We start from the raw sequence: 17,541 nt of genomic DNA on the forward strand, positions 1-17,541 counted from the left end.
GGGGCTCAACAATTGGGCACGTTCACGGCCAGACCACCCAACGATGTTTCTTTGTACTTTTCATGCATGTCATGCCCGGTTTGGCGCATGGTTTCGATGACTGCGTCCAAGGGGACAAAGTGACGACCATCACCGCGCAACGCTAAAGACGCTGCGGAAACTGCTTTGATTGCGCCCAACCCGTTGCGCTCGATGCAGGGAACCTGAACCAGCCCTGCGACCGGGTCGCAGGTCATGCCCAAGTGGTGCTCCAACGCGATTTCAGCCGCGTTTTCCACTTGCTCAGGCGTGCCACCCATCACAGCGCACAGCCCCGCCGCAGCCATTGCCGAGGCGCTGCCAACCTCGGCCTGACACCCAGCTTCGGCACCCGAGATCGACGCGTTGAACTTGACCAGCCCGCCAATGGCAGCCGCAGTCAGCAAGAAATCCTCAATATGCGTTTCCGAAGCACCGGGCACGTGATCGAGGTAATAGCGCAGGACCGCAGGCAGAACCCCGGCAGCGCCGTTTGTTGGCGCTGTTACGACCTGACCACCGGCGGCGTTTTCCTCGTTTACGGCCATGGCGTAAACGCTCATCCAATCGTTGATGGTGTGCGGGGCATTCAGGTTCATCCCTCGTTCAGCCTGAAGCGCGTCGTGGATACCCTTAGCGCGGCGGCGCACGCTCAGGCCACCGGGCAGAATGCCATCGGTGTGCAGGCCGCGCTCGATACAGTCGTTCATGACTTGCCACAGACGGGCCGAGCCTTTGGCAAAACTGTCGGCACAACCGCGCGCGATTTCGTTGGCGCGCTTCATCTCGGCGATGTTTTTGCCGCTGGCCTTGGCCATGTCCAGCATTTCGACCGCCGATTTGAACGGAAAGGGGACGGGGGCGCCTTCGTCGGTGGCTTTGCCTGCGGCCAGTTCTTCTTCGGTCAGGACAAACCCGCCCCCGATCGAATAGTAGACCTGCCGCAGGATTACGTCGCCTTGTGCGTCCGTGGCCATCAGGATCATGCCGTTGGCGTGGCCCGGTAGGGTGTGATCGTAATCAAAGACCAAATCCGCCTTGGGGTCGAAATGCAGCGTCGGCAAACCATCGGGGGTAACGCTGTGGCTCTCTTTGATGGCCAGCAGCGCGGCTTCGGCTTTTTCATTGTCGTAAGTATCGGGAACAAATCCAGCCAGCCCCAGTATCGTCGCGCGGTCCGTGGCGTGCCCAACACCTGTAAAAGCAAGAGAGCCGTGCAGCGAGCCGCGCAGGCCCGCAAATTCGAACGGAGAATCGCGCATAAGGTCCAGAAAACGTGCCGCGGCCACCATCGGACCCATTGTGTGCGACGAGGACGGGCCGATGCCCACTTTGAACATATCGAAGACAGACAGGAACATATCAGGTAGCGGAGCCTTCTGGAGGGTTAGCATAAGTCGGAGAAGTAAACGGTGTAACCCCCAACCCTTCGGCTTTGATAACCGCGCGGGTCGCAGGGCGGGTTTCCAGGTGCATAAGCACGTCCCGCAGGCGCGGTGTATCGTGCACCTGATACCAACTGCGGTCGGACTGCATCGGGTAGAGGGCCATCCACCGCATCTGGCAAGCGAGGTAATACGTTAGAACCGAGGGTTTCTCGGGGTGCAGCCAGTTCGGGGTTTGCTCTGCTGTGGCTTCCAGAACCTGAAGGTGCTGGCGCAATCTCTGGCGTATTCCTGCGCGCAAAGGATCGGTCTGCGTCGCCTCAATGTATTTTTCTGCATAAAAAAGGATGCGCAGGTCAGCGTGTAGAGTGTTCGATGCAAAGAACAGCCACTTCAAGAACGCGGCCCGGTCGGGGCTGTGCGGTGCAGGTGCAAGTTGTGAATGGGTGTCGGCCAGCCAAAGCAAAATCGCGGCCGTTTCAAAAATCGGGCCCTGAGGGGTTTCGAGCACCGGAATCAGACCGTTGGGGTTCAGCGCGCGATAGGCCGCACCGTCTTGTGCATTCTGACTGCGATCGACCAGAGCCGTATCGTAGGGCAGGCCCATCTCTTCCATCGCCAGCCGGATCACCAGCGAGGCGTTGTCGGGGGCATAGTGCAGACGGTAGCGCGCGTTCATAACGCTTGTGTACACCGCTGCGCAGAAGGCGAAACCTTCGATTGCGACGTTTCCAATCGGAAACGCGTAGTTTTCAGCCGTGCAAGCATTGCGAAATGTTTTATTCGCTCTCGCAGTTGTCGCAGGCATTCCGTATAAGTCCGGCAGCAAAATAAGGATTTACGGCGATGATCGGAGAGTTGTCACCCATCGACAAAGCCAAATATGTCGCCGCGCGCCACGCGGCTGACATGGTGCAGGACGGAATGCGCGTCGGGCTTGGCACCGGGTCGACTGCCGACTGGATGGTGCGGCGTTTGGGGGAACGGGCGCAGCAAGAAGACCTGAAGATCAAGGGTGTGCCAACTTCGACCCGCACGGCGCAACTGGCCCGTGAGGTCGGGATTGACGTTGTCTCTCTGGATCAGGCTGGATGGCTGGATATCACCATTGATGGCGCGGATGAGTTTGACGGCGAACTGAACCTCATCAAAGGCGGTGGCGGAGCGCTGCTGCAGGAAAAGATCGTCGCCACAGCCAGTGATCAGATGGTCGTGATCGCAGATGCCGGCAAAGAGGTTGAAACGCTGGGCGCGTTTCCCCTGCCGATCGAAGTCATTCCATTAGGCTGGCAGACAACACGCACTTTGATCGAAGAAGTGCTGGATACGATGGATGTGTTGGGCACCTCGACCGCGTTGCGCATGATCGGGCAAGCACCGTATGTGACTGACGAAGGCAACCACATTCTGGATCTGCACCTTCAGCGTATTGGGAATGTGCGGCAGTTGGCATTGGTCTTGAACCAGGTCCCCGGTGTGGTTGAGAACGGATTGTTCGTGGATATCTGTGACCAGATCGTGATCGGTTATGGGGATGGCCGTGTCGAAGTGCGCGATATCAACGAAGGGACAACCGAAGTGGATCAGCCCACTGAAGGCGGAGAAAACCTGTTCGCGGATCTTGCGGATTAACAAGGTGGTGAAGCTGAACTTTGCGCGAACGCGAATAGCTCAGCGAACTTTCTGAAACATCAAGGGTTGGCAGTTTGGTAATCGACCCCAGATACTCAACGAATTTTGGCTTGAAAGAACAAGGGAACTCAGGATGAGCTTTGACTATGATCTGTTTGTCATCGGCGGAGGCTCGGGCGGGGTCCGCGCGGCGCGCGTTGCAGCCGGGGAAACCGGAGCAAAAGTCGCACTTGCAGAAGAAGACCGTTATGGCGGTACATGTGTCATCCGGGGATGCGTGCCCAAGAAACTGATGGTGTTTGCCAGCGAATTCTCGGGCATGGTCGAAGACGCGCAGGCGTATGGCTGGGACATTCAGCCCGGTGCATTCAACTGGAACACCTTTCACGGCAAGCTGGTCGCTGAGCTTGACCGGCTCGAAGGTATTTATCGTAATATCCTGAAGAACAACGGCGTCGAAAGCTTTGACCAGCGCGCTCATGTAGTTGATCCGCATACTGTCGAGTTGGCGGACGGAACGCGCAAGACCGCCAAGCATATCCTGATCGCCACTGGTGGCCGCCCGGTTGTGCCGGAGTTTCCGGGGTCGGACCTGGCGATCACATCGAACGAGATTTTCCATCTGGAGAAGCTGCCCGAAAGCATCCTGATTGTCGGAGGCGGCTATATCGCCAGTGAATTTGCCGGGATCATGAACGGGTTGGGCGTGAAAACCACTCAGTTTTATCGGGGTGCGCAAATCCTGCGGGGCTTTGACGAAGAAGCCCGTGGCCTGATCTGCGAAGAAATGCGCCAGAACGGCATCGACGTCCGTTTGGGGACCAACGTGCTTGAGATGACCAAAGAGGGCGAGCAGATCCGTGTGAAAGCCACTGACGGTACCGAGGACCGGTTCGATGTGGTCATGTACGCAACGGGCCGTGCCCCAAATGCCGACGATCTTGGACTTGAAGCGCTGGGCGTTGCGCGCGGACGCAAGGGTGAAATCGTCGTTGATGAATACAGCCAGACCGCTGTGCCCTCGATCTATGCCATTGGGGATGTGACTGACCGGGTGAACCTGACGCCGGTAGCGATTCGCGAAGGCATGGCGTTTGTTGAAACGGTCTTCCGGGGCAATCCGACCCCGGTAGATCATGAGCTGATCCCAACGGCGATCTTCACACAACCTGAAATGGGAACCGTCGGCCTAAGTGAAGAAGAGGCTGCCGCACAGGAGCCAATCGAGGTTTATGCCACGTCGTTCAAACCCATGCAGAAGGCTTTTGCAGGTGGAACGCAGCGGGTTTTGATGAAGCTGATCGTCAGTCAGGAAACCCGTAAGGTGCTGGGCTGTCATATCGTGGCACCGGGCGCGGGCGAGATGATCCAGCTTGCAGGTATCGCCGTTAAAATGGGCGCCACCAAAGAAGATTTCGACCGCACCGTCGCCGTTCACCCGGTCATGGCAGAAGAGCTGGTGACAATGCGGCAACCTGTACGCACTGCTTGATTTGCAACTGCGCGCACACAAGTTACAAGGGAACCCGTGATCACACGGTCCAACACAAGGGAATATATACATATGGCGGGCAACAGCGGCGGCCCCTGGGGGGGCGGAGGCTCTTCGGGTGGCGGAGGAAATCGGGGTAACAACGGGAACGGGCAACGCCCGCCCGAAGGCGATGGCCCGCAGATCCCCGAGATCGACGAATTGATGAAAAAAGGTCAGGAACAACTGCGCGTCCTTATGGGCGGTCGCGGTGGTTCAGGCCGGGGCGGAAACGGGCAGGGCTCTGGCGGGGGCGGTCCCATTTTCACCAAGGGAACCGTTTTGATCGGCGTGGTCGTTGCGGCGGTTCTTTGGGGTGCGGCCAGTTTTTATACCGTCAAACCCGAAGAACAGTCGGTTGAACTGTTTCTGGGTGAGTTTTCGGCTGTCGGTAATCCGGGTCTGAACTTTGCGCCTTGGCCCTTTGTTACGGCTGAGGTTATCCCGGTAACGCGCGAACAAACCGAAGATATGGGAGGTACGCGCGGAAGCGATGATGGCCTGATGCTGACCGGCGACGAAAACGTTGTCGACATCGACTATCAGGTCGTCTGGAACATCAGCGACCCGGCCAGGTTCCTCTTTAACCTGCGTGACCCGCGCCAGACGATCCGCGCCGTGTCGGAATCGGCCATGCGCGAGATTATTGCGCAAAGCGAGTTGGCACCGATCCTGAACCGTGACCGTGGTGTCATTGCCGAACGCCTGCAGGAACTGATTCAGACAACGATGGACAGCTACGATTCGGGCGTGAACATCATCCGCGTCAACTTTGACAAGGCCGACCCGCCGCAGGACGTGATCGCCGCCTTCCGTGACGTTCAGGCCGCCGCGCAGGAACGTGACCGTCTGCAGAACGTGGCCGACGCCTATGCCAACCGCGTTCTTGCCGAAGCACGTGGTGAAGCCGCGCAGGTTCTGGAAGAGGCCGAAGCCTATCGCGCGCAGCAGATCAACAGCGCACAAGGTGAAGCCAGCCGCTTTAGCGCGGTTCTGGAGGAATATTCCAAAGCTCCGGACGTGACGCGCAAGCGTCTGTATCTGGAACGGATGGAACAGGTGCTTGGCGACGTGGACAAGATCATTCTGGACGAAAACTCGACCGGTCAGGGGCAGGGCGTCGTGCCTTACCTGCCGCTCAATGAGTTGCGCCGCAATCAGGCTGAGGAGAGCAACTGATGCGTAAATCACCCCTTATCCTCATTGCCTTGGTGATCATTGGCGTTGTTGGTCTGTCTTCGATTTTCATCGTGGATGAACGTGAACGTGCGCTGGTTCTTCAGTTCGGTCGCGTGGTCGCCGTTAAAGAAGAGCCCGGACTGGCGTTCAAAATCCCGTTGATTCAGGACGTTGTCCGCTATGACGACCGCATCCTTTCTATTGACGTGCAACCGCTGGAGGTCACGCCTCTGGATGATCGTCGTCTGGTGGTTGATGCCTTTGCCCGCTACCGGATTTCCGATCTGGAGCAGTTCCGTCAGGCCGTTGGTGTCGGCGGAATTCCGGTCGCCGAAGATCGTCTGGACCGTATCCTGCGTGCTGAAACGCGTGAGGTTCTGGGTTCGGTGTCGTCCCGCGATATCCTGAGCTCGGACCGTGCCGCGCTGATGCTGCGTATCCGCAACAGTGCGATTGCTGAAGCCCGTGCGCTGGGCGTGAACGTGATCGACGTGCGCCTGAAAGCGACCGATCTGCCGCAGGCCAACCTTGAGGCGACATTCGACCGGATGAAGGCCGAGCGTGAGCGTGAAGCGACGGACGAACGCGCCCGTGGTAACGAGGCGGCGCAGCGTGTGCGCGCGCAAGCTGATCGTACCGTGGTCGAACTGGTCTCGGACGCCAACCGCGAGGCAGAGATCATCCGCGGTGAAGCTGACGCTGAACGTAACGCGATCTTCGCCGAAGCATTTGGCAAAGACCCAGAGTTCTTTGAATTCTATCGGTCTCTGTCCGCTTATGAGCGCGCGTTGGGCGGCAGCAACAGTTCGATGGTTTTGAGCCCGGATTCAGAGTTCTTTAACTATCTGAAGTCACCAACAGGGCAGGCATCCCAGTAATGGGTATGATCCTTCTGGCCCTCGGGCTGGTACTGATTGTCGAGGGGCTGGCCTATGCGCTGGCCCCTTCGCTTATTGAACGGATGCTGGAAGCATTACGATCGCTGCCTGAACAGGCGCGACGACTGGCGGGGCTGCTGTGCGTGGTCAGCGGCTTTATCCTGCTTTGGGGCGCGTATCAGGTCGGGTTTTAGTGTCGTGGTTTCAATTGCAGGTGATTTCCCCGCGATCCTCAGTTGCGGGCCTGATTAAACCGACTACATTGGTTGCCAAGAGGGAGGCGTTCATGCGCGATCCCGCAGAATTGACGACAAGGAGTACCCAAGTGCAGGCACAAGCGCGCAGTATTTCCGTCCGAGCGGACGACAGGGTTGGTTTTTTGCGGCTGATGTGGCTGGCATTTGCGGGGATGTTGATAATCCTGGCGCAGACATCGGCAGCATTTGCGCGCGGGGAAAGCCTTGCGCCGTTGGCCGAAAAGATCAGCCCGGCGGTGGTGAACATCACAACCTCGACCCTGATCGAAAATCAGACCGGGCCGCAGGGCATCGTTCCCGAAGGGTCGCCCTTCGAAGATTTTTTCCGCGAGTTTCAGGACCGGGGCAATAATGGCGAGAACGCCCCGCGACGCAGTAATGCACTTGGATCGGGGTTCGTGATCTCAGAGGATGGTTACATCGTCACCAACAACCACGTGATCGCCGAAGCGGATGAGATTCTGATCGAATTCTTTCCGGGTGACGGGCAGCCCAAGAAGGAATTGCCTGCAAAGGTAATTGGCACGGACGAAAAAACCGATATTGCGCTGCTCAAGGTCGAGGCGACGGGGCCGCTGCAATATGTCAAATTTGGCGATAGCGACGTGGCCCGCGTAGGCGATTGGGTGATCGCGATGGGCAATCCGTTGGGGCAGGGATTTTCGGTTTCGGCCGGGATCGTGTCGGCCCGCAACCGTGCGCTGAGCGGATCTTATGACGACTACATTCAGACCGATGCGGCGATTAACCGAGGTAACTCGGGCGGGCCGTTGTTCAACATGGACGGCGAAGTGATCGGTGTGAATACGGCCATCCTGTCGCCCAATGGTGGTTCGATCGGGATTGGGTTTTCGATGGCATCGAATGTTGTCGTTAAGGTTGTGGACCAACTGCGTGAGTTCGGTGAGACCCGCCGCGGCTGGCTGGGTGTGCGCATACAAGACGTGACCGAGGATATGGCCGAAGCCATGGGACTGGACAAACCGGGTGGCGCTTTGATCAGCGATGTGCCGGACGGGCCGGCAAAAGACGCCGGTTTGTTGGCTGGTGACGTGATCCTCAGCTTCGATGGGGTCGAGGTCGAGGATACGCGCGGCCTTGTCCGTCAGGTTGGCGAAACCACAGTGGGCAAGTCCGTCCGCGTGGTCGTGCACCGGGATGGTGGAACGCAGACTGTACTGGTGACACTCGGACGGCGTGAAGACGCTGAGCGGTCTGAGGACGGCGAGGAAGAAACGTCAGAAGCGCCAGTTGAGGAAAATGCCGACATACTGGGTCTTACGATCTCGCCTTTGACGGATGAGATGCGTACCGACATGGGCTTGGATGAAAACGTCGAAGGTTTGGTTGTAACTCAGGTTGACGAAGCCTCGGAGGCTTACGCAAAGGGATTGCGCTCGGGTGACCTCATTACCGAGGCTGGCCAGCAAAAGGTCACTTCGGTCGAAGATCTGGAAGCACGGATGGACGAAGCGCGAGAGGCTGGGCGGAAATCCCTGCTGCTTTTGGTGCGCCGTGGCGGTGACCCGCGATTTGTGGCTCTAAGCTTGGAAGAGTGAAATTCGGGTCTACTTGAATGATTGGGCCGGGGCGTTTGCTCCGGCCTTTTTTCTGTTCTGCAAAGAAGTGAGCCACACGCCGGGGAAGGCGCGTGGCTCTGATACAGGGAGAGGTCAGTGGACAGATATCGGGGATGATTCTCTGACCTCCTACGGTAACAATTACGAAGATAGTCTTAACGCGGCCGGTCGTATGTGAAGCAGGTCACAACGGATCAGATCAGATCGGATTCCGCCAATTCGCGCAGGGCTTCGAAGTCATGGATCATCAGACCGCCGCGTGATGCCTCGACCACGTTATCGCGCTTCCAGGTCGAGATCGTTTTGGATACCGCTTCCCGTGTCGCGCCAACGAACTCGGCCAGTTCGCTCTGCGACAGGGTAATCCGTTTTGCAGGGTCGTCCTGAAGGCCGGACAGGTGCAGCAGCTTACGCGCCAAACGGATGGGCATTGGCAGAAAGACCTGCTCATTCATTTGCGATCCCATCCAACGCATACGCAATCCCGCAAGGCGGATCAAATCGACCGCAAGATCGGGATGCTGACGGATTTGGTTCATTACGTCGCTGCGCCGGACGCGTAGAACGCGGGACGGTTCAGCAGCCGCAATCGTGGCGGTGCGCGGTCCGTTGTCGAACAGGGCGATTTCACCGAAGATTTCGCCCGGCTTCATCAGGCTCAATGACAGTTTTCGACCACTCATGGCCAGAAAGGACACTTCCAATGTGCCCTCAGTGAGGGCGTAAAGTGAGTCACCTTCGTCACCTTGTTCAAACAGGGTCTCACCCTGTTCAAGCGAAATTTCTGTCGCCTGGGCAGAAAGCATGGCCCTGAGCCTGTCAGACGCCTCGGCCAAAAAGCCGCTGTTTGGGATGGCCGTCATGTGGATATGGTGCTCCGGCTGCCAATGGTGAGTGGTCCCACAACTTTCCATAGCTATGACGTTTAGCCAAGGATTTTATGCGAATTCCGAAAGTTGGCTGTGCGTTGGCGCTCCACAGGACCGGTTCGACCACCCGGTTTACTGATGGTCGGGGTCGTCCATATAGCTTTGTAGCATGCTGAACTGAAGCATGAGAAAGACCATCAACGCGATCGGAAACCCGAACGTTTCGATCTTGACCCAAAGGTCGGTGGACATCGTGCGCCAGACCAATTCGTTGGCCACGGCTAGAACTGCAAAACACCCGCACAGTCGGCGCGTGAGGATCATCCAGCCCTCGTTGCGCATGGGAAGCATTTCATCGAGAACATAGGCGAGATAGGATTTACCCTGCAGCAATCCGATGCCAAGGATGATCGAAAAGAATCCGTAGACCAGCGTGGTTTTCATTTTGAAAAACCGTTCGTCATTGAACCAGGCTGTCAGGCCGCCGAAGAAAATGACCATGAACGCGGTGAATATCTGCATCCGGCTGAGTTTCCCGGTCAGGTACCATAGCACGGCCATTGCAGACAGCATCAGGGGCACGAAGATGATGGTCGCGACGATGAACCCGGAATATTCAGTTCCGGCAAGCTCGAAACTGTCATCCCGCAAGCGTAGGTAGATGAAGAAAAAGGCCAGCGGAGGGCCAAGTTCCAGCACCTGCTTTAGAAATGGATTGATTTCTTTCTTGCCTGTCATGTCAGTTTCCTGCTGTTTACCCGCCCATTTCAACTATTACGGCGCCCAATGCAATCAATGCCATCAAAGCGATCCGCCTTGGCCCAACGGTTTCTTTCAGAATCAGCCAGCCGATCAGGGCAGCAAAGACGGTCGAGGTTTCGCGCAGAACGGCAGCCTCGCCAACTTTGTCCAATCGCGTTGCCAGCATGATAGAGCCAAAGGACAGCGGGGCAATGATGCCGCCAGCCAAACCGCGCAGCATCAAAGGACCGATCGCGGGCCGGTTGACCATCGCACGCCATCTCAGGAAGGCGTAAATGGGCATGGTGGCGCCGTCGATCATGAAGAACCAGGCCAAAAAGGTGAAAGGGTCGGCGGTCGCGCGTATGCCATAAGCGTCATAGGTTGTGTAAAGCGCTACGAACAATCCGGTGGCGATTGCCAGCGCCAGGGCGATCCCAAGCGTTTCGCGGTTGGTTTCGAGAAAGCGGAAGTTGTAGGCCGCCAGTCCGAATATGCCGGCAAGCAAAACCGCGACACCCAGCCATTGGATGCCGGTAAAAGTCTCACCGAACAGCAGGTAGGCGCCGATAACGGTGAACAAGGGGCCGGTTCCACGGACGACCGGGTAAACGACGGTGTATGAGCCTTTGGTATAAGCCATAGCCTGTAGCGTTTTGTAGACGATGTGAATCAGCCACACGACGGCGAAGATGGGCCACATGTAGGGCTTTGGCCACGGCACGACGAAAAAGGCAAAGGGCGCTGCCATCAGGCAGTAACACGCGTCGATGGCACCACGGGACAGCCAGGGATCGTGACGACCCTTCTGCAATGCTCCGAAAGCCGCGTGAAGGAACGCCGCCATCAATGCCAATCCCAGCGCGAGCTGATGGCCTGCTTCGGTGCCTTCGAGTGAGATCAGCCAGTCGCTCAAGTGTCGGATCTTTGCGTTGGGAGGTGAGTGTGGGGGGCTGTCTGCCCCCCCACACCCCCCGAGGATATTTTTAGCCAGATGAAGCGGCGGATCAGCTTTGGTCAAGGCCGGTGAGGGCGGCGGCGAATTCTTCCGGGTCAAAGGGGGCGAGGTCGTCGATCTGCTCCCCAACGCCGATCGCGTGGATCGGTAGGCCAAATTTGTCCGCGAGCGCCACCAGAACGCCGCCTTTGGCCGTGCCGTCCAATTTGGTCATCACAAGACCCGAGACATCGGCCAGCTTGCGAAATGTCTCGACCTGACTGAGTGCATTTTGCCCGGTGGTCGCGTCCAGCACCAAAAGGGTGTTATGCGGAGCGGTTTCGTCGACCTTGCGGATGACGCGGACGATTTTGGCGAGCTCTTCCATCAAATCGGCGCGGTTTTGCAGGCGGCCAGCGGTGTCGATCATCAGCAGGTCTGCTCCGTCCTCTTGCGCGCGCGTGAGGGCATCGAATGCGAGAGAGGCGGGGTCGGATCCTTCGGGCGCTGTAAGGACGGGCACGCCGGCACGTTCGCCCCAGACTTGAAGCTGTTCGACCGCCGCAGCCCTGAATGTGTCGCCCGCTGCAATTACGACCTTTTTGCCTGCAGCTTTGAACTGGCTTGCGAGTTTGCCGATTGTTGTGGTCTTTCCGGATCCGTTCACGCCGACCACAAGCACCACCTGAGGGCGCTTGGGGTAGATCGGCAGCGGTTTGGCGACAGGCTCCATCACGCGGGAAACTTCCTGTGCCAGCAGCTGTTTGATTTCCTGTGTTGAAAGTTTGCGGCCCAAACGCCCTTCGGCCATGTTGGAGGTGACGCGCAAGGCGGTGTCTACACCCATGTCCGAGGCGATCAACAGCTCTTCGAGTTGTTCCAGCATGTCGTCGTCAAGCGTGCGGCGAATAACGGTTTTTGCCTCGTTCCGGCTGAACATCCGCGCCAGAACACCTTTGGACGGTGCGGCCTCTGGTGGCGGGGGGGCTGGCATTGGGTCTGCTGGAACTGGTTCAGGGGTTTCAACAGGCTGCGGTTGAGGCTGTGGCTGCGGAACTTCAGGTACGGGTTCTGGCTGCGGCTCTGGCTCGGGGATGACAGGGTCAGGGGCTGTTGTTTCTTCGCCGCCATCTTCGATGATGGCGTCCAACCCCTGTTCGAGTCGGGACGAGGATTTGAACAGCTTGTCCTTGAGCTTTGAGAAAAACGCCATTTTTGGTCTCCGCAGATGTTCCTCTCACCTAATGCGGATTTGAACCAGTTGCAAAGGGTCACAGAAAGGCAATCAGCAACCCGGCCTGAGCGCCCCAGTACAATATCCACACCATGTAAGGCGTGAAGCGGAGGCTTGGATGATTTTGGGGCAGCAGGAACTTTTCCGTCGCTAGGATCAGGTCGGACGCGATAAAGGCCAACGCTGCGGGCAACGCCCAACGCAAAGGGCCGATGTCGGGCACTGCCAAAACGGTAAGACCCATACCGAGGATAATCGGGATATATCCAAGAACGGGCACCTTTAACTCTCCGGCGCGGGGGGCGAGCAAGGTTACGGCAACGATGCCAAATATAATCAGCGACCAGAAGAAGCCGGGCCTGTCGAAGATAAGCGCTGTTTCGCTGGACGGATGGGACAGAAACAAAGCGATATAGGCCAAGTGTCCGGCAGCAAAAGCACCGATGCCGGCCATGAATGTGGCGTCGGAGTCCCGAGACAGTAATGCGTCGCCGGCCGCGCAGAGAGCCAGAGCTGTGGTCAGCAACAGTGGCGCGCCCTGTCGGGCTGCGATAAGCGCAAGTATGGCAACCGACAGCGTCTTTAGGACTGACCTCGGCCAACTTGCGGGTTTCGGTGACATCGGCAGATACACAAGCGCGCAGGCTGCGGCGATCAGAAACAGGGCGGTCATTTGGCGGCTCTTCCGTAATATGGTTATTTGAACAGCGTCGCCGGGAACTCGGCATTACCTCAACCTGTTACGTTGGGTAAGTCGTGCGTTGCGCGCAAAGTTGGCGTTGCTGCACCACATCTGCGAAGATGATCATATGCTGAGGTCTATCGCGATTCTGATGGTAATGTCCGGTCCGGCTGTAGGCGCGGAGCCTGGTCTTTCGGGATCGGAATTTGATGCATACACACGCGGGAAAACTCTGTTCTACGGGTTTCAGGGGCAGGTTTACGGGGTTGAACGTTACCTGCCAAACCGCAGAGTTATATGGTCTTTTTTGGATGGGGACTGCAAGGAAGGTGTTTGGTACGAGCAAAGCGGCCAGATATGTTTCCTGTACGAGGATCGTCTGGACCCGCAATGCTGGTTGTTCACAGAATCGGGGAGCGGCTTGATCGCTCAGTTTGAAGGGAACCCGGACAGAACCGAACTATATGAAGCCGATGAGATCGACGAGGAAATGGTCTGCCACGGCCCCGACGTCGGCGTTTAGCGCGCCCCTTAAAATAGCGATCCCTGATCCGGAGTATTCTTGGCTGGCGTTTTCTTCTGCGATGAACGTGACGGGTTTGACCGACCTGTACATAGCACACCGTCCGCGAACTCGATCTCGAAGGAAGCGTGCTTTCCAGCCTGTTCTTTGGTCGTCAGGACCTGACCTTCTGCGCGCACCACTGCGTAGCCCCTTTCTAACGTCGCTTTGTAGCTGAGTGTTTCGCGCAGACGGTCCGTCGCCTCAAGATTCTGGCGCATCCGGTCGAGACGTGCGGTCTGCGCGCCGCTCAGGCGTTCCGCCAGTCGGGTGACGTTATTTCGCTGCGCTTCGATCTCGCGTTGGATTGGCCGCAGGGACAGCCGGGAAGACAGGTTGCGAACGGCCTCTTGCCGCGCCGCCACCAGATTGCGCAGCGTGGCCGGACGCAGATGTGCAGAGATCTCAACGACACGCAAACGCCGGTTCTGAACACTTCGGTCAAGCGCGGGTGCCAGCCTATCTGCAACAAGATCAAGACGTTGGCGTGGAATGTTCAACAAGGTATCCGGTCGTGGCAAGGCCCGGGACAGATCGCGCAAACGCTGGGCGCGGCGTTGAACCGCGTCTGTGGCCGAACGGGAAAGACGCGCGCCTTGTTCTCCGGTCCAGGCCAACAGTTCCATACGAACGGGAACCGCCAGTTCCGCTGCGGCCGTCGGCGTGGGTGCGCGTCGGTCAGAAACGAAGTCGATCAGTGTTGTATCTGTTTCGTGCCCCACGGCCGAAATCAGTGGAATATCCGAGGCGGCGGCAGCGCGCGCGACGATTTCTTCGTTAAAGCCCCACAGGTCTTCGATCGACCCACCGCCACGGGCGACAATGATCAGATCGGGGCGCGGCAGGGCGCCTCCGGGGGTCATTCGGTTGAATCCCTGAATGGCGTTCGCCACTTCGGGTGCGCAGTTTGATCCCTGTACGGCCACCGGCCAGATCAGCACCTTGCGCGGAAACCGGTCGCGCAGACGGTGTAGGATATCGCGGATCACAGCGCCTGATGGGGATGTCGCAACGCCGATGATCTGCGGCAGGTAGGGCAGAACCTTCTTGCGCTCTGGCGCGAATAGCCCTTCGGCCTCAAGCTGTTTCTTGCGTTTTTCCAGCAGCGCCATCAGGGCACCTTGTCCGGCGACCGCGACCTCATCGACATTCAGGTTGTACTTGGATTGTGCACCGAAAGCTGTGAGGCGACCGGTTACAACAACCTCAAGCCCTTCTTCCGGCACCACGGACAAGCCCGAGATTTGGCCCTTCCACGTGGTGCACGCCAGCACGTTTCGGTCATCCTTGATGTCGTAATACAGATGGCCCGAGCGCGCTTTGAACACGCGTCCGACCTCGCCGCGCACACGGATTCGGCCAAACGCGCCTTCAAGCGTGCGCTTAACCTCACCTGAAATGTCCGAAACGCTGTATTCGGGGGTGTTATGGCCGGGAATGGGGTCGTCAAGCAGGTCGGACATTTCAGCGCCTTGTGTCAAATGCCTGCCCAGCTTAGAACGCGCGGAAGGCGAGGCCAAGCAGATCGGAGAGCAGTCATGAATATCCTCATTCTCGGCAGTGGTGGGCGGGAGCACAGCCTGGCCTGGGCAGTGATGCAGAACCCCAAATGTGATCGGCTGATCGTCGCGCCGGGAAATGCCGGAATCGCGCAGATCGCCGAGTGCGCGGCGCTTGATATCGAGAATGGCGGCGCAGTGGTCAGCTTTGCCGAGGAAAACGCGATTGATTTCGTGATTGTCGGCCCCGAGGCGCCTTTGGCAGCCGGGGTTGCAGATCGGTTGCGAGAGGCAGGCGTTCTGGTCTTTGGTCCGTCGGCAGAAGCAGCCCGGTTGGAAGCCTCTAAAAGCTTTACCAAGGAAATCTGTGATGCCGCCGGTGCTTCGACTGCGGCTTATGCACGGTTTACCGAAGCTGACCCCGCCAAAGCCTATATTCGCGAACAGGGTGCGCCGATTGTAGTCAAGGCCGATGGTTTGGCCGCCGGTAAGGGGGTGATCGTTGCAATGGACGAAGAAACCGCGCTGGAGGCGATCGACGATATGTTCGGCGGCGCGTTTGGCGGGGCCGGCGCCGAGGTGGTGATCGAGGAGTTTATGGAGGGCGAGGAGGCCTCTTTGTTTGTGCTATGTGACGGAGAAAACATCCTGTCAGTCGGCACAGCGCAGGACCACAAACGCGTCGGCGAAGGCGATACCGGCCTGAATACCGGCGGAATGGGGGCGTATTCTCCGGCACCGGTTCTAAGCGCCGAGATTGAGGCACGCGCAATGGATGAAATCGTGCGCCCGACCATGGATGAGATGAAGCGTCGTGGCGCGCCGTTTCAGGGCGTGCTTTATGCCGGTCTCATGATCAAGGACGGACAGCCGAGGCTGGTGGAATACAACGTGCGCTTTGGCGACCCGGAGTGCCAGGTGCTGATGATGCGTCTGGGCGGGCAGGTGATGGACCTTATGCATGCCGCGGCCGAGGGACGCTTGGCAGAGGCGCGCGTGAACTGGGCGGATGACCATGCGATCACCGTTGTGATGGCGGCGAACGGGTATCCGGGGTCTTATGAAAAGGGAAGTATGATCAACGGTTTGGACGCACTTCCTGAAGACAGTAAGAACATGGTCTTCCACGCGGGAACCAAAGCTGAGGATGGTCAAATTCTGGCGGCGGGCGGTCGTGTGCTGAACGTGACTGCACGGGGGGAGACTTTGCAGGACGCGCGTGACCGGGCCTATGCGATGGTGGACGGGATAGACTGGCCCGGCGGATTTTTCCGCCGCGATATCGGCTGGCGCGCGTTGTAATCCAATTGCCGGGCTGCGCCCGTCTTGAATTCTTGGGGCGAGGGGCGCTGCCCCGCCGCCATTGGCGCTTGCACCAATGGCGGCTCCCCGGGATATTATAGCCAGATGAAGGGCGGATCAGCAGCTCGGGGTTTGGGTAAGGGTCTTGCGGTCTTTGAGCGGACCGAGATCGCTTTTTATCCAGCCGTTTCTAAAGGTGACGCTGATGATGCGGGACCAGTCGGCGCTTGCCAAGATCAGTTCGGGACCTGTCGTGCAATAGACTAGACCGCCAGCGATAAATGCATCTCCGATACGGTGATTGGTCAGGCCGGGAAGAGTAGCGATTTCAGTAAGTTTGCCGTCCGAGTAGCGCCAGATGCGCAGGGTTTTGACCAAGTGCGGGCGATCTACATAGGCGATTTCGATTTGGCCGTCATTGTCCAGATCCCAAATCCCTGCAGGGGCAAGCCAGCGGTTGCGAGTGCCAATATGAGGCGTGGCAGCTATCTTTTCGCCGCGTGCATTATAGATGGCGAGTTGTGCACCGGTGCTTTCCTGCGATTCCACGACGATGACCTCGTTTGTTCCATCAAGGTCAACGTCTGACAATCGGGGGGCGAGGTCCTCGAACACCCGGTCCTGCGGCAGTCGGATCGTTAGTACCGACTGTTCGTTCGACCGTTCCTTGGGGTCGGTGCTTTCAACGGTGATTTCCAGTGCACCATATTCGATATCGTCCCCCAAAACGCCATGGGCATAGCGTGTGGTGGGTTCGGTGTACCGTGCGGCAGTTACAGTGTCGGCGGCGGTGGCGAAGCCAACTCCGGAAAACCATAACCCAAACGCCAGCAGCGCGCCGCGGGTCCCGCGTTGCCACAGGCGAGCGGGCAGGCGCGGCGCTTTGGACTGCATTAGATCTGTTTTTCCGGCATCTGAACGACCAGACCGTCCAGCTCATCCGTGACCTTGATCTGGCAGGTCAGGCGCGAGCGGGCAGGGTCGGGTTCAAAGGCAAAGTCCAGCATGTCCTCTTCCATGTCATCCTTGGCGGGAACTTTCTCGACCCAGTCGGGATGGACATAGACGTGGCAGGTCGAGCAGGCGCAGGCGCCGCCGCAATCGGCCTCGATGCCGGGGATGTTGTTGTCGCGGGCCCCTTCCATGACGGTCAGTCCGTTGGCGACCTCGACAGTATGCTCGGTACCGCCATGCTCGACATAGGTGATCTTTGCCATTGCGTGCGTCTTCCTTTTTCGATTGTCGAATTCTTCCT

General features: G+C 58.2%; 18 protein-coding genes. 8 read left to right on the top strand and 10 right to left on the bottom strand.

All coding sequences use genetic code 11. The features are described from left to right. Positions 1-5 precede the first annotated feature (5 nt). Positions 6-1,379 (bottom strand): L-serine ammonia-lyase, encoded by a 1,374-nt coding sequence (locus tag GOX73_RS02165; RefSeq protein WP_171121044.1) that lies wholly within the window; start codon positions 1,377-1,379, stop codon positions 6-8. Between the two features lies 1 nt (position 1,380). Beyond that, positions 1,381-2,082, bottom strand: coding sequence for a glutathione S-transferase family protein (locus GOX73_RS02170; protein ID WP_171122800.1), 702 nt, complete (start codon positions 2,080-2,082; stop codon positions 1,381-1,383). Positions 2,083-2,249: 167 nt separating this feature from the next. Between GOX73_RS02170 and rpiA the strand changes: the two genes are divergently transcribed. From rpiA to GOX73_RS02200, 6 genes are all read left to right on the top strand, one after another. Continuing rightward, positions 2,250-3,035 (top strand): ribose-5-phosphate isomerase RpiA, encoded by a 786-nt coding sequence (gene rpiA / locus GOX73_RS02175; protein WP_171122802.1) that lies wholly within the window; start codon positions 2,250-2,252, stop codon positions 3,033-3,035. A gap of 133 nt (positions 3,036-3,168) precedes the next feature. Continuing rightward, entirely contained in the window at positions 3,169-4,527 is a 1,359-nt protein-coding gene (gene gor / locus GOX73_RS02180) for a glutathione-disulfide reductase (RefSeq protein ID WP_171122804.1), read from the top strand. A gap of 72 nt (positions 4,528-4,599) precedes the next feature. After that, positions 4,600-5,745: an FtsH protease activity modulator HflK gene (gene hflK / locus GOX73_RS02185; RefSeq protein ID WP_171122806.1), complete on the top strand. Its 1,146-nt coding sequence runs from the start codon at positions 4,600-4,602 to the stop codon at positions 5,743-5,745. Further along, positions 5,745-6,623: a protease modulator HflC gene (gene hflC, locus GOX73_RS02190; RefSeq protein WP_170482680.1), complete on the top strand. Its 879-nt coding sequence runs from the start codon at positions 5,745-5,747 to the stop codon at positions 6,621-6,623. Before hflK ends, hflC begins: the two co-directional genes overlap by 1 nt. Continuing rightward, positions 6,623-6,817 (top strand): DUF2065 domain-containing protein, encoded by a 195-nt coding sequence (locus tag GOX73_RS02195; RefSeq protein WP_170482677.1) that lies wholly within the window; start codon positions 6,623-6,625, stop codon positions 6,815-6,817. The genes hflC and GOX73_RS02195 overlap by 1 nt, the downstream gene beginning before the upstream one ends. Before the next feature lie 92 nt (positions 6,818-6,909). Further along, entirely contained in the window at positions 6,910-8,439 is a 1,530-nt protein-coding gene (locus GOX73_RS02200) for a Do family serine endopeptidase (protein ID WP_171122808.1), read from the top strand. Positions 8,440-8,654: 215 nt separating this feature from the next. On the opposite strand, the gene GOX73_RS02205 is transcribed toward GOX73_RS02200, so the two are convergent. From GOX73_RS02205 to GOX73_RS02225, 5 genes are all read right to left on the bottom strand, one after another. Next, positions 8,655-9,323, bottom strand: coding sequence for a Crp/Fnr family transcriptional regulator (locus tag GOX73_RS02205; protein WP_171121056.1), 669 nt, complete (start codon positions 9,321-9,323; stop codon positions 8,655-8,657). A gap of 138 nt (positions 9,324-9,461) precedes the next feature. Further along, on the bottom strand, positions 9,462-10,067 hold the full coding sequence (locus tag GOX73_RS02210) for an inner membrane-spanning protein YciB (protein ID WP_171122810.1): 606 nt from the start codon (positions 10,065-10,067) through the stop codon (positions 9,462-9,464). Positions 10,068-10,083: 16 nt separating this feature from the next. Next, positions 10,084-10,986, bottom strand: a complete 903-nt coding sequence (locus tag GOX73_RS02215; protein ID WP_171122812.1) for an EamA family transporter — start codon at positions 10,984-10,986, stop codon at positions 10,084-10,086. Positions 10,987-11,077: 91 nt separating this feature from the next. Continuing rightward, positions 11,078-12,220 (bottom strand): signal recognition particle-docking protein FtsY, encoded by a 1,143-nt coding sequence (ftsY, locus tag GOX73_RS02220; protein ID WP_171122814.1) that lies wholly within the window; start codon positions 12,218-12,220, stop codon positions 11,078-11,080. Positions 12,221-12,278: 58 nt separating this feature from the next. Further along, positions 12,279-12,914, bottom strand: a complete 636-nt coding sequence (locus tag GOX73_RS02225) for a lysoplasmalogenase (RefSeq protein ID WP_171122816.1) — start codon at positions 12,912-12,914, stop codon at positions 12,279-12,281. Positions 12,915-13,050: 136 nt separating this feature from the next. Between GOX73_RS02225 and GOX73_RS02230 the strand changes: the two genes are divergently transcribed. Then, positions 13,051-13,446: a hypothetical protein gene (locus GOX73_RS02230; RefSeq protein ID WP_254429106.1), complete on the top strand. Its 396-nt coding sequence runs from the start codon at positions 13,051-13,053 to the stop codon at positions 13,444-13,446. Positions 13,447-13,454: 8 nt separating this feature from the next. Here GOX73_RS02230 and xseA read toward each other — a convergent pair whose 3' ends face one another. Further along, entirely contained in the window at positions 13,455-14,948 is a 1,494-nt protein-coding gene (gene xseA, locus GOX73_RS02235; RefSeq protein ID WP_171122818.1) for an exodeoxyribonuclease VII large subunit, read from the bottom strand. 75 nt (positions 14,949-15,023) lie between these two features. On the opposite strand from xseA, the gene purD reads away from it, so the two are divergent. Further along, positions 15,024-16,286 (top strand): phosphoribosylamine--glycine ligase, encoded by a 1,263-nt coding sequence (gene purD / locus GOX73_RS02240; RefSeq protein ID WP_171122820.1) that lies wholly within the window; start codon positions 15,024-15,026, stop codon positions 16,284-16,286. A gap of 117 nt (positions 16,287-16,403) precedes the next feature. Here the strand turns inward: purD and GOX73_RS02245 are convergent, their stop codons facing one another. Together GOX73_RS02245 and GOX73_RS02250 are read right to left on the bottom strand one after the other, a co-directional pair. Continuing rightward, positions 16,404-17,180, bottom strand: a complete 777-nt coding sequence (locus GOX73_RS02245; RefSeq protein WP_254429107.1) for a VCBS repeat-containing protein — start codon at positions 17,178-17,180, stop codon at positions 16,404-16,406. Further along, positions 17,180-17,503: a 2Fe-2S iron-sulfur cluster-binding protein gene (locus GOX73_RS02250; protein ID WP_171121070.1), complete on the bottom strand. Its 324-nt coding sequence runs from the start codon at positions 17,501-17,503 to the stop codon at positions 17,180-17,182. The genes GOX73_RS02245 and GOX73_RS02250 overlap by 1 nt, the downstream gene beginning before the upstream one ends. Between the last annotated feature and the right edge of the window lie 38 nt (positions 17,504-17,541).

The organism is Ruegeria sp. HKCCD7221 (assembly GCF_013031225.1).
Lineage (GTDB): Bacteria > Pseudomonadota > Alphaproteobacteria > Rhodobacterales > Rhodobacteraceae > Ruegeria.

Bases quoted from the DNA above. Each gene is read 5' to 3' on its own strand.
- GOX73_RS02165 (WP_171121044.1), bottom strand. From the start codon at position 1,379: ATGTTCCTGTCTGTCTTCGATATGTTCAAAGTGGGCATCGGCCCGTCC.
- GOX73_RS02170 (WP_171122800.1), bottom strand. From the start codon at position 2,082: ATGAACGCGCGCTACCGTCTGCACTATGCCCCCGACAACGCCTCGCTG.
- rpiA (WP_171122802.1), top strand. From the start codon at position 2,250: ATGATCGGAGAGTTGTCACCCATCGACAAAGCCAAATATGTCGCCGCG.
- gor (WP_171122804.1), top strand. From the start codon at position 3,169: ATGAGCTTTGACTATGATCTGTTTGTCATCGGCGGAGGCTCGGGCGGG.
- hflK (WP_171122806.1), top strand. From the start codon at position 4,600: ATGGCGGGCAACAGCGGCGGCCCCTGGGGGGGCGGAGGCTCTTCGGGT.
- hflC (WP_170482680.1), top strand. From the start codon at position 5,745: ATGCGTAAATCACCCCTTATCCTCATTGCCTTGGTGATCATTGGCGTT.
- GOX73_RS02195 (WP_170482677.1), top strand. From the start codon at position 6,623: ATGGGTATGATCCTTCTGGCCCTCGGGCTGGTACTGATTGTCGAGGGG.
- GOX73_RS02200 (WP_171122808.1), top strand. From the start codon at position 6,910: ATGCGCGATCCCGCAGAATTGACGACAAGGAGTACCCAAGTGCAGGCA.
- GOX73_RS02205 (WP_171121056.1), bottom strand. From the start codon at position 9,323: ATGACGGCCATCCCAAACAGCGGCTTTTTGGCCGAGGCGTCTGACAGG.
- GOX73_RS02210 (WP_171122810.1), bottom strand. From the start codon at position 10,067: ATGACAGGCAAGAAAGAAATCAATCCATTTCTAAAGCAGGTGCTGGAA.
- ftsY (WP_171122814.1), bottom strand. From the start codon at position 12,220: ATGGCGTTTTTCTCAAAGCTCAAGGACAAGCTGTTCAAATCCTCGTCC.
- GOX73_RS02225 (WP_171122816.1), bottom strand. From the start codon at position 12,914: ATGACCGCCCTGTTTCTGATCGCCGCAGCCTGCGCGCTTGTGTATCTG.
- GOX73_RS02230 (WP_254429106.1), top strand. From the start codon at position 13,051: ATGCTGAGGTCTATCGCGATTCTGATGGTAATGTCCGGTCCGGCTGTA.
- xseA (WP_171122818.1), bottom strand. From the start codon at position 14,948: ATGTCCGACCTGCTTGACGACCCCATTCCCGGCCATAACACCCCCGAA.
- purD (WP_171122820.1), top strand. From the start codon at position 15,024: ATGAATATCCTCATTCTCGGCAGTGGTGGGCGGGAGCACAGCCTGGCC.
- GOX73_RS02245 (WP_254429107.1), bottom strand. From the start codon at position 17,180: ATGCAGTCCAAAGCGCCGCGCCTGCCCGCTCGCCTGTGGCAACGCGGG.
- GOX73_RS02250 (WP_171121070.1), bottom strand. From the start codon at position 17,503: ATGGCAAAGATCACCTATGTCGAGCATGGCGGTACCGAGCATACTGTC.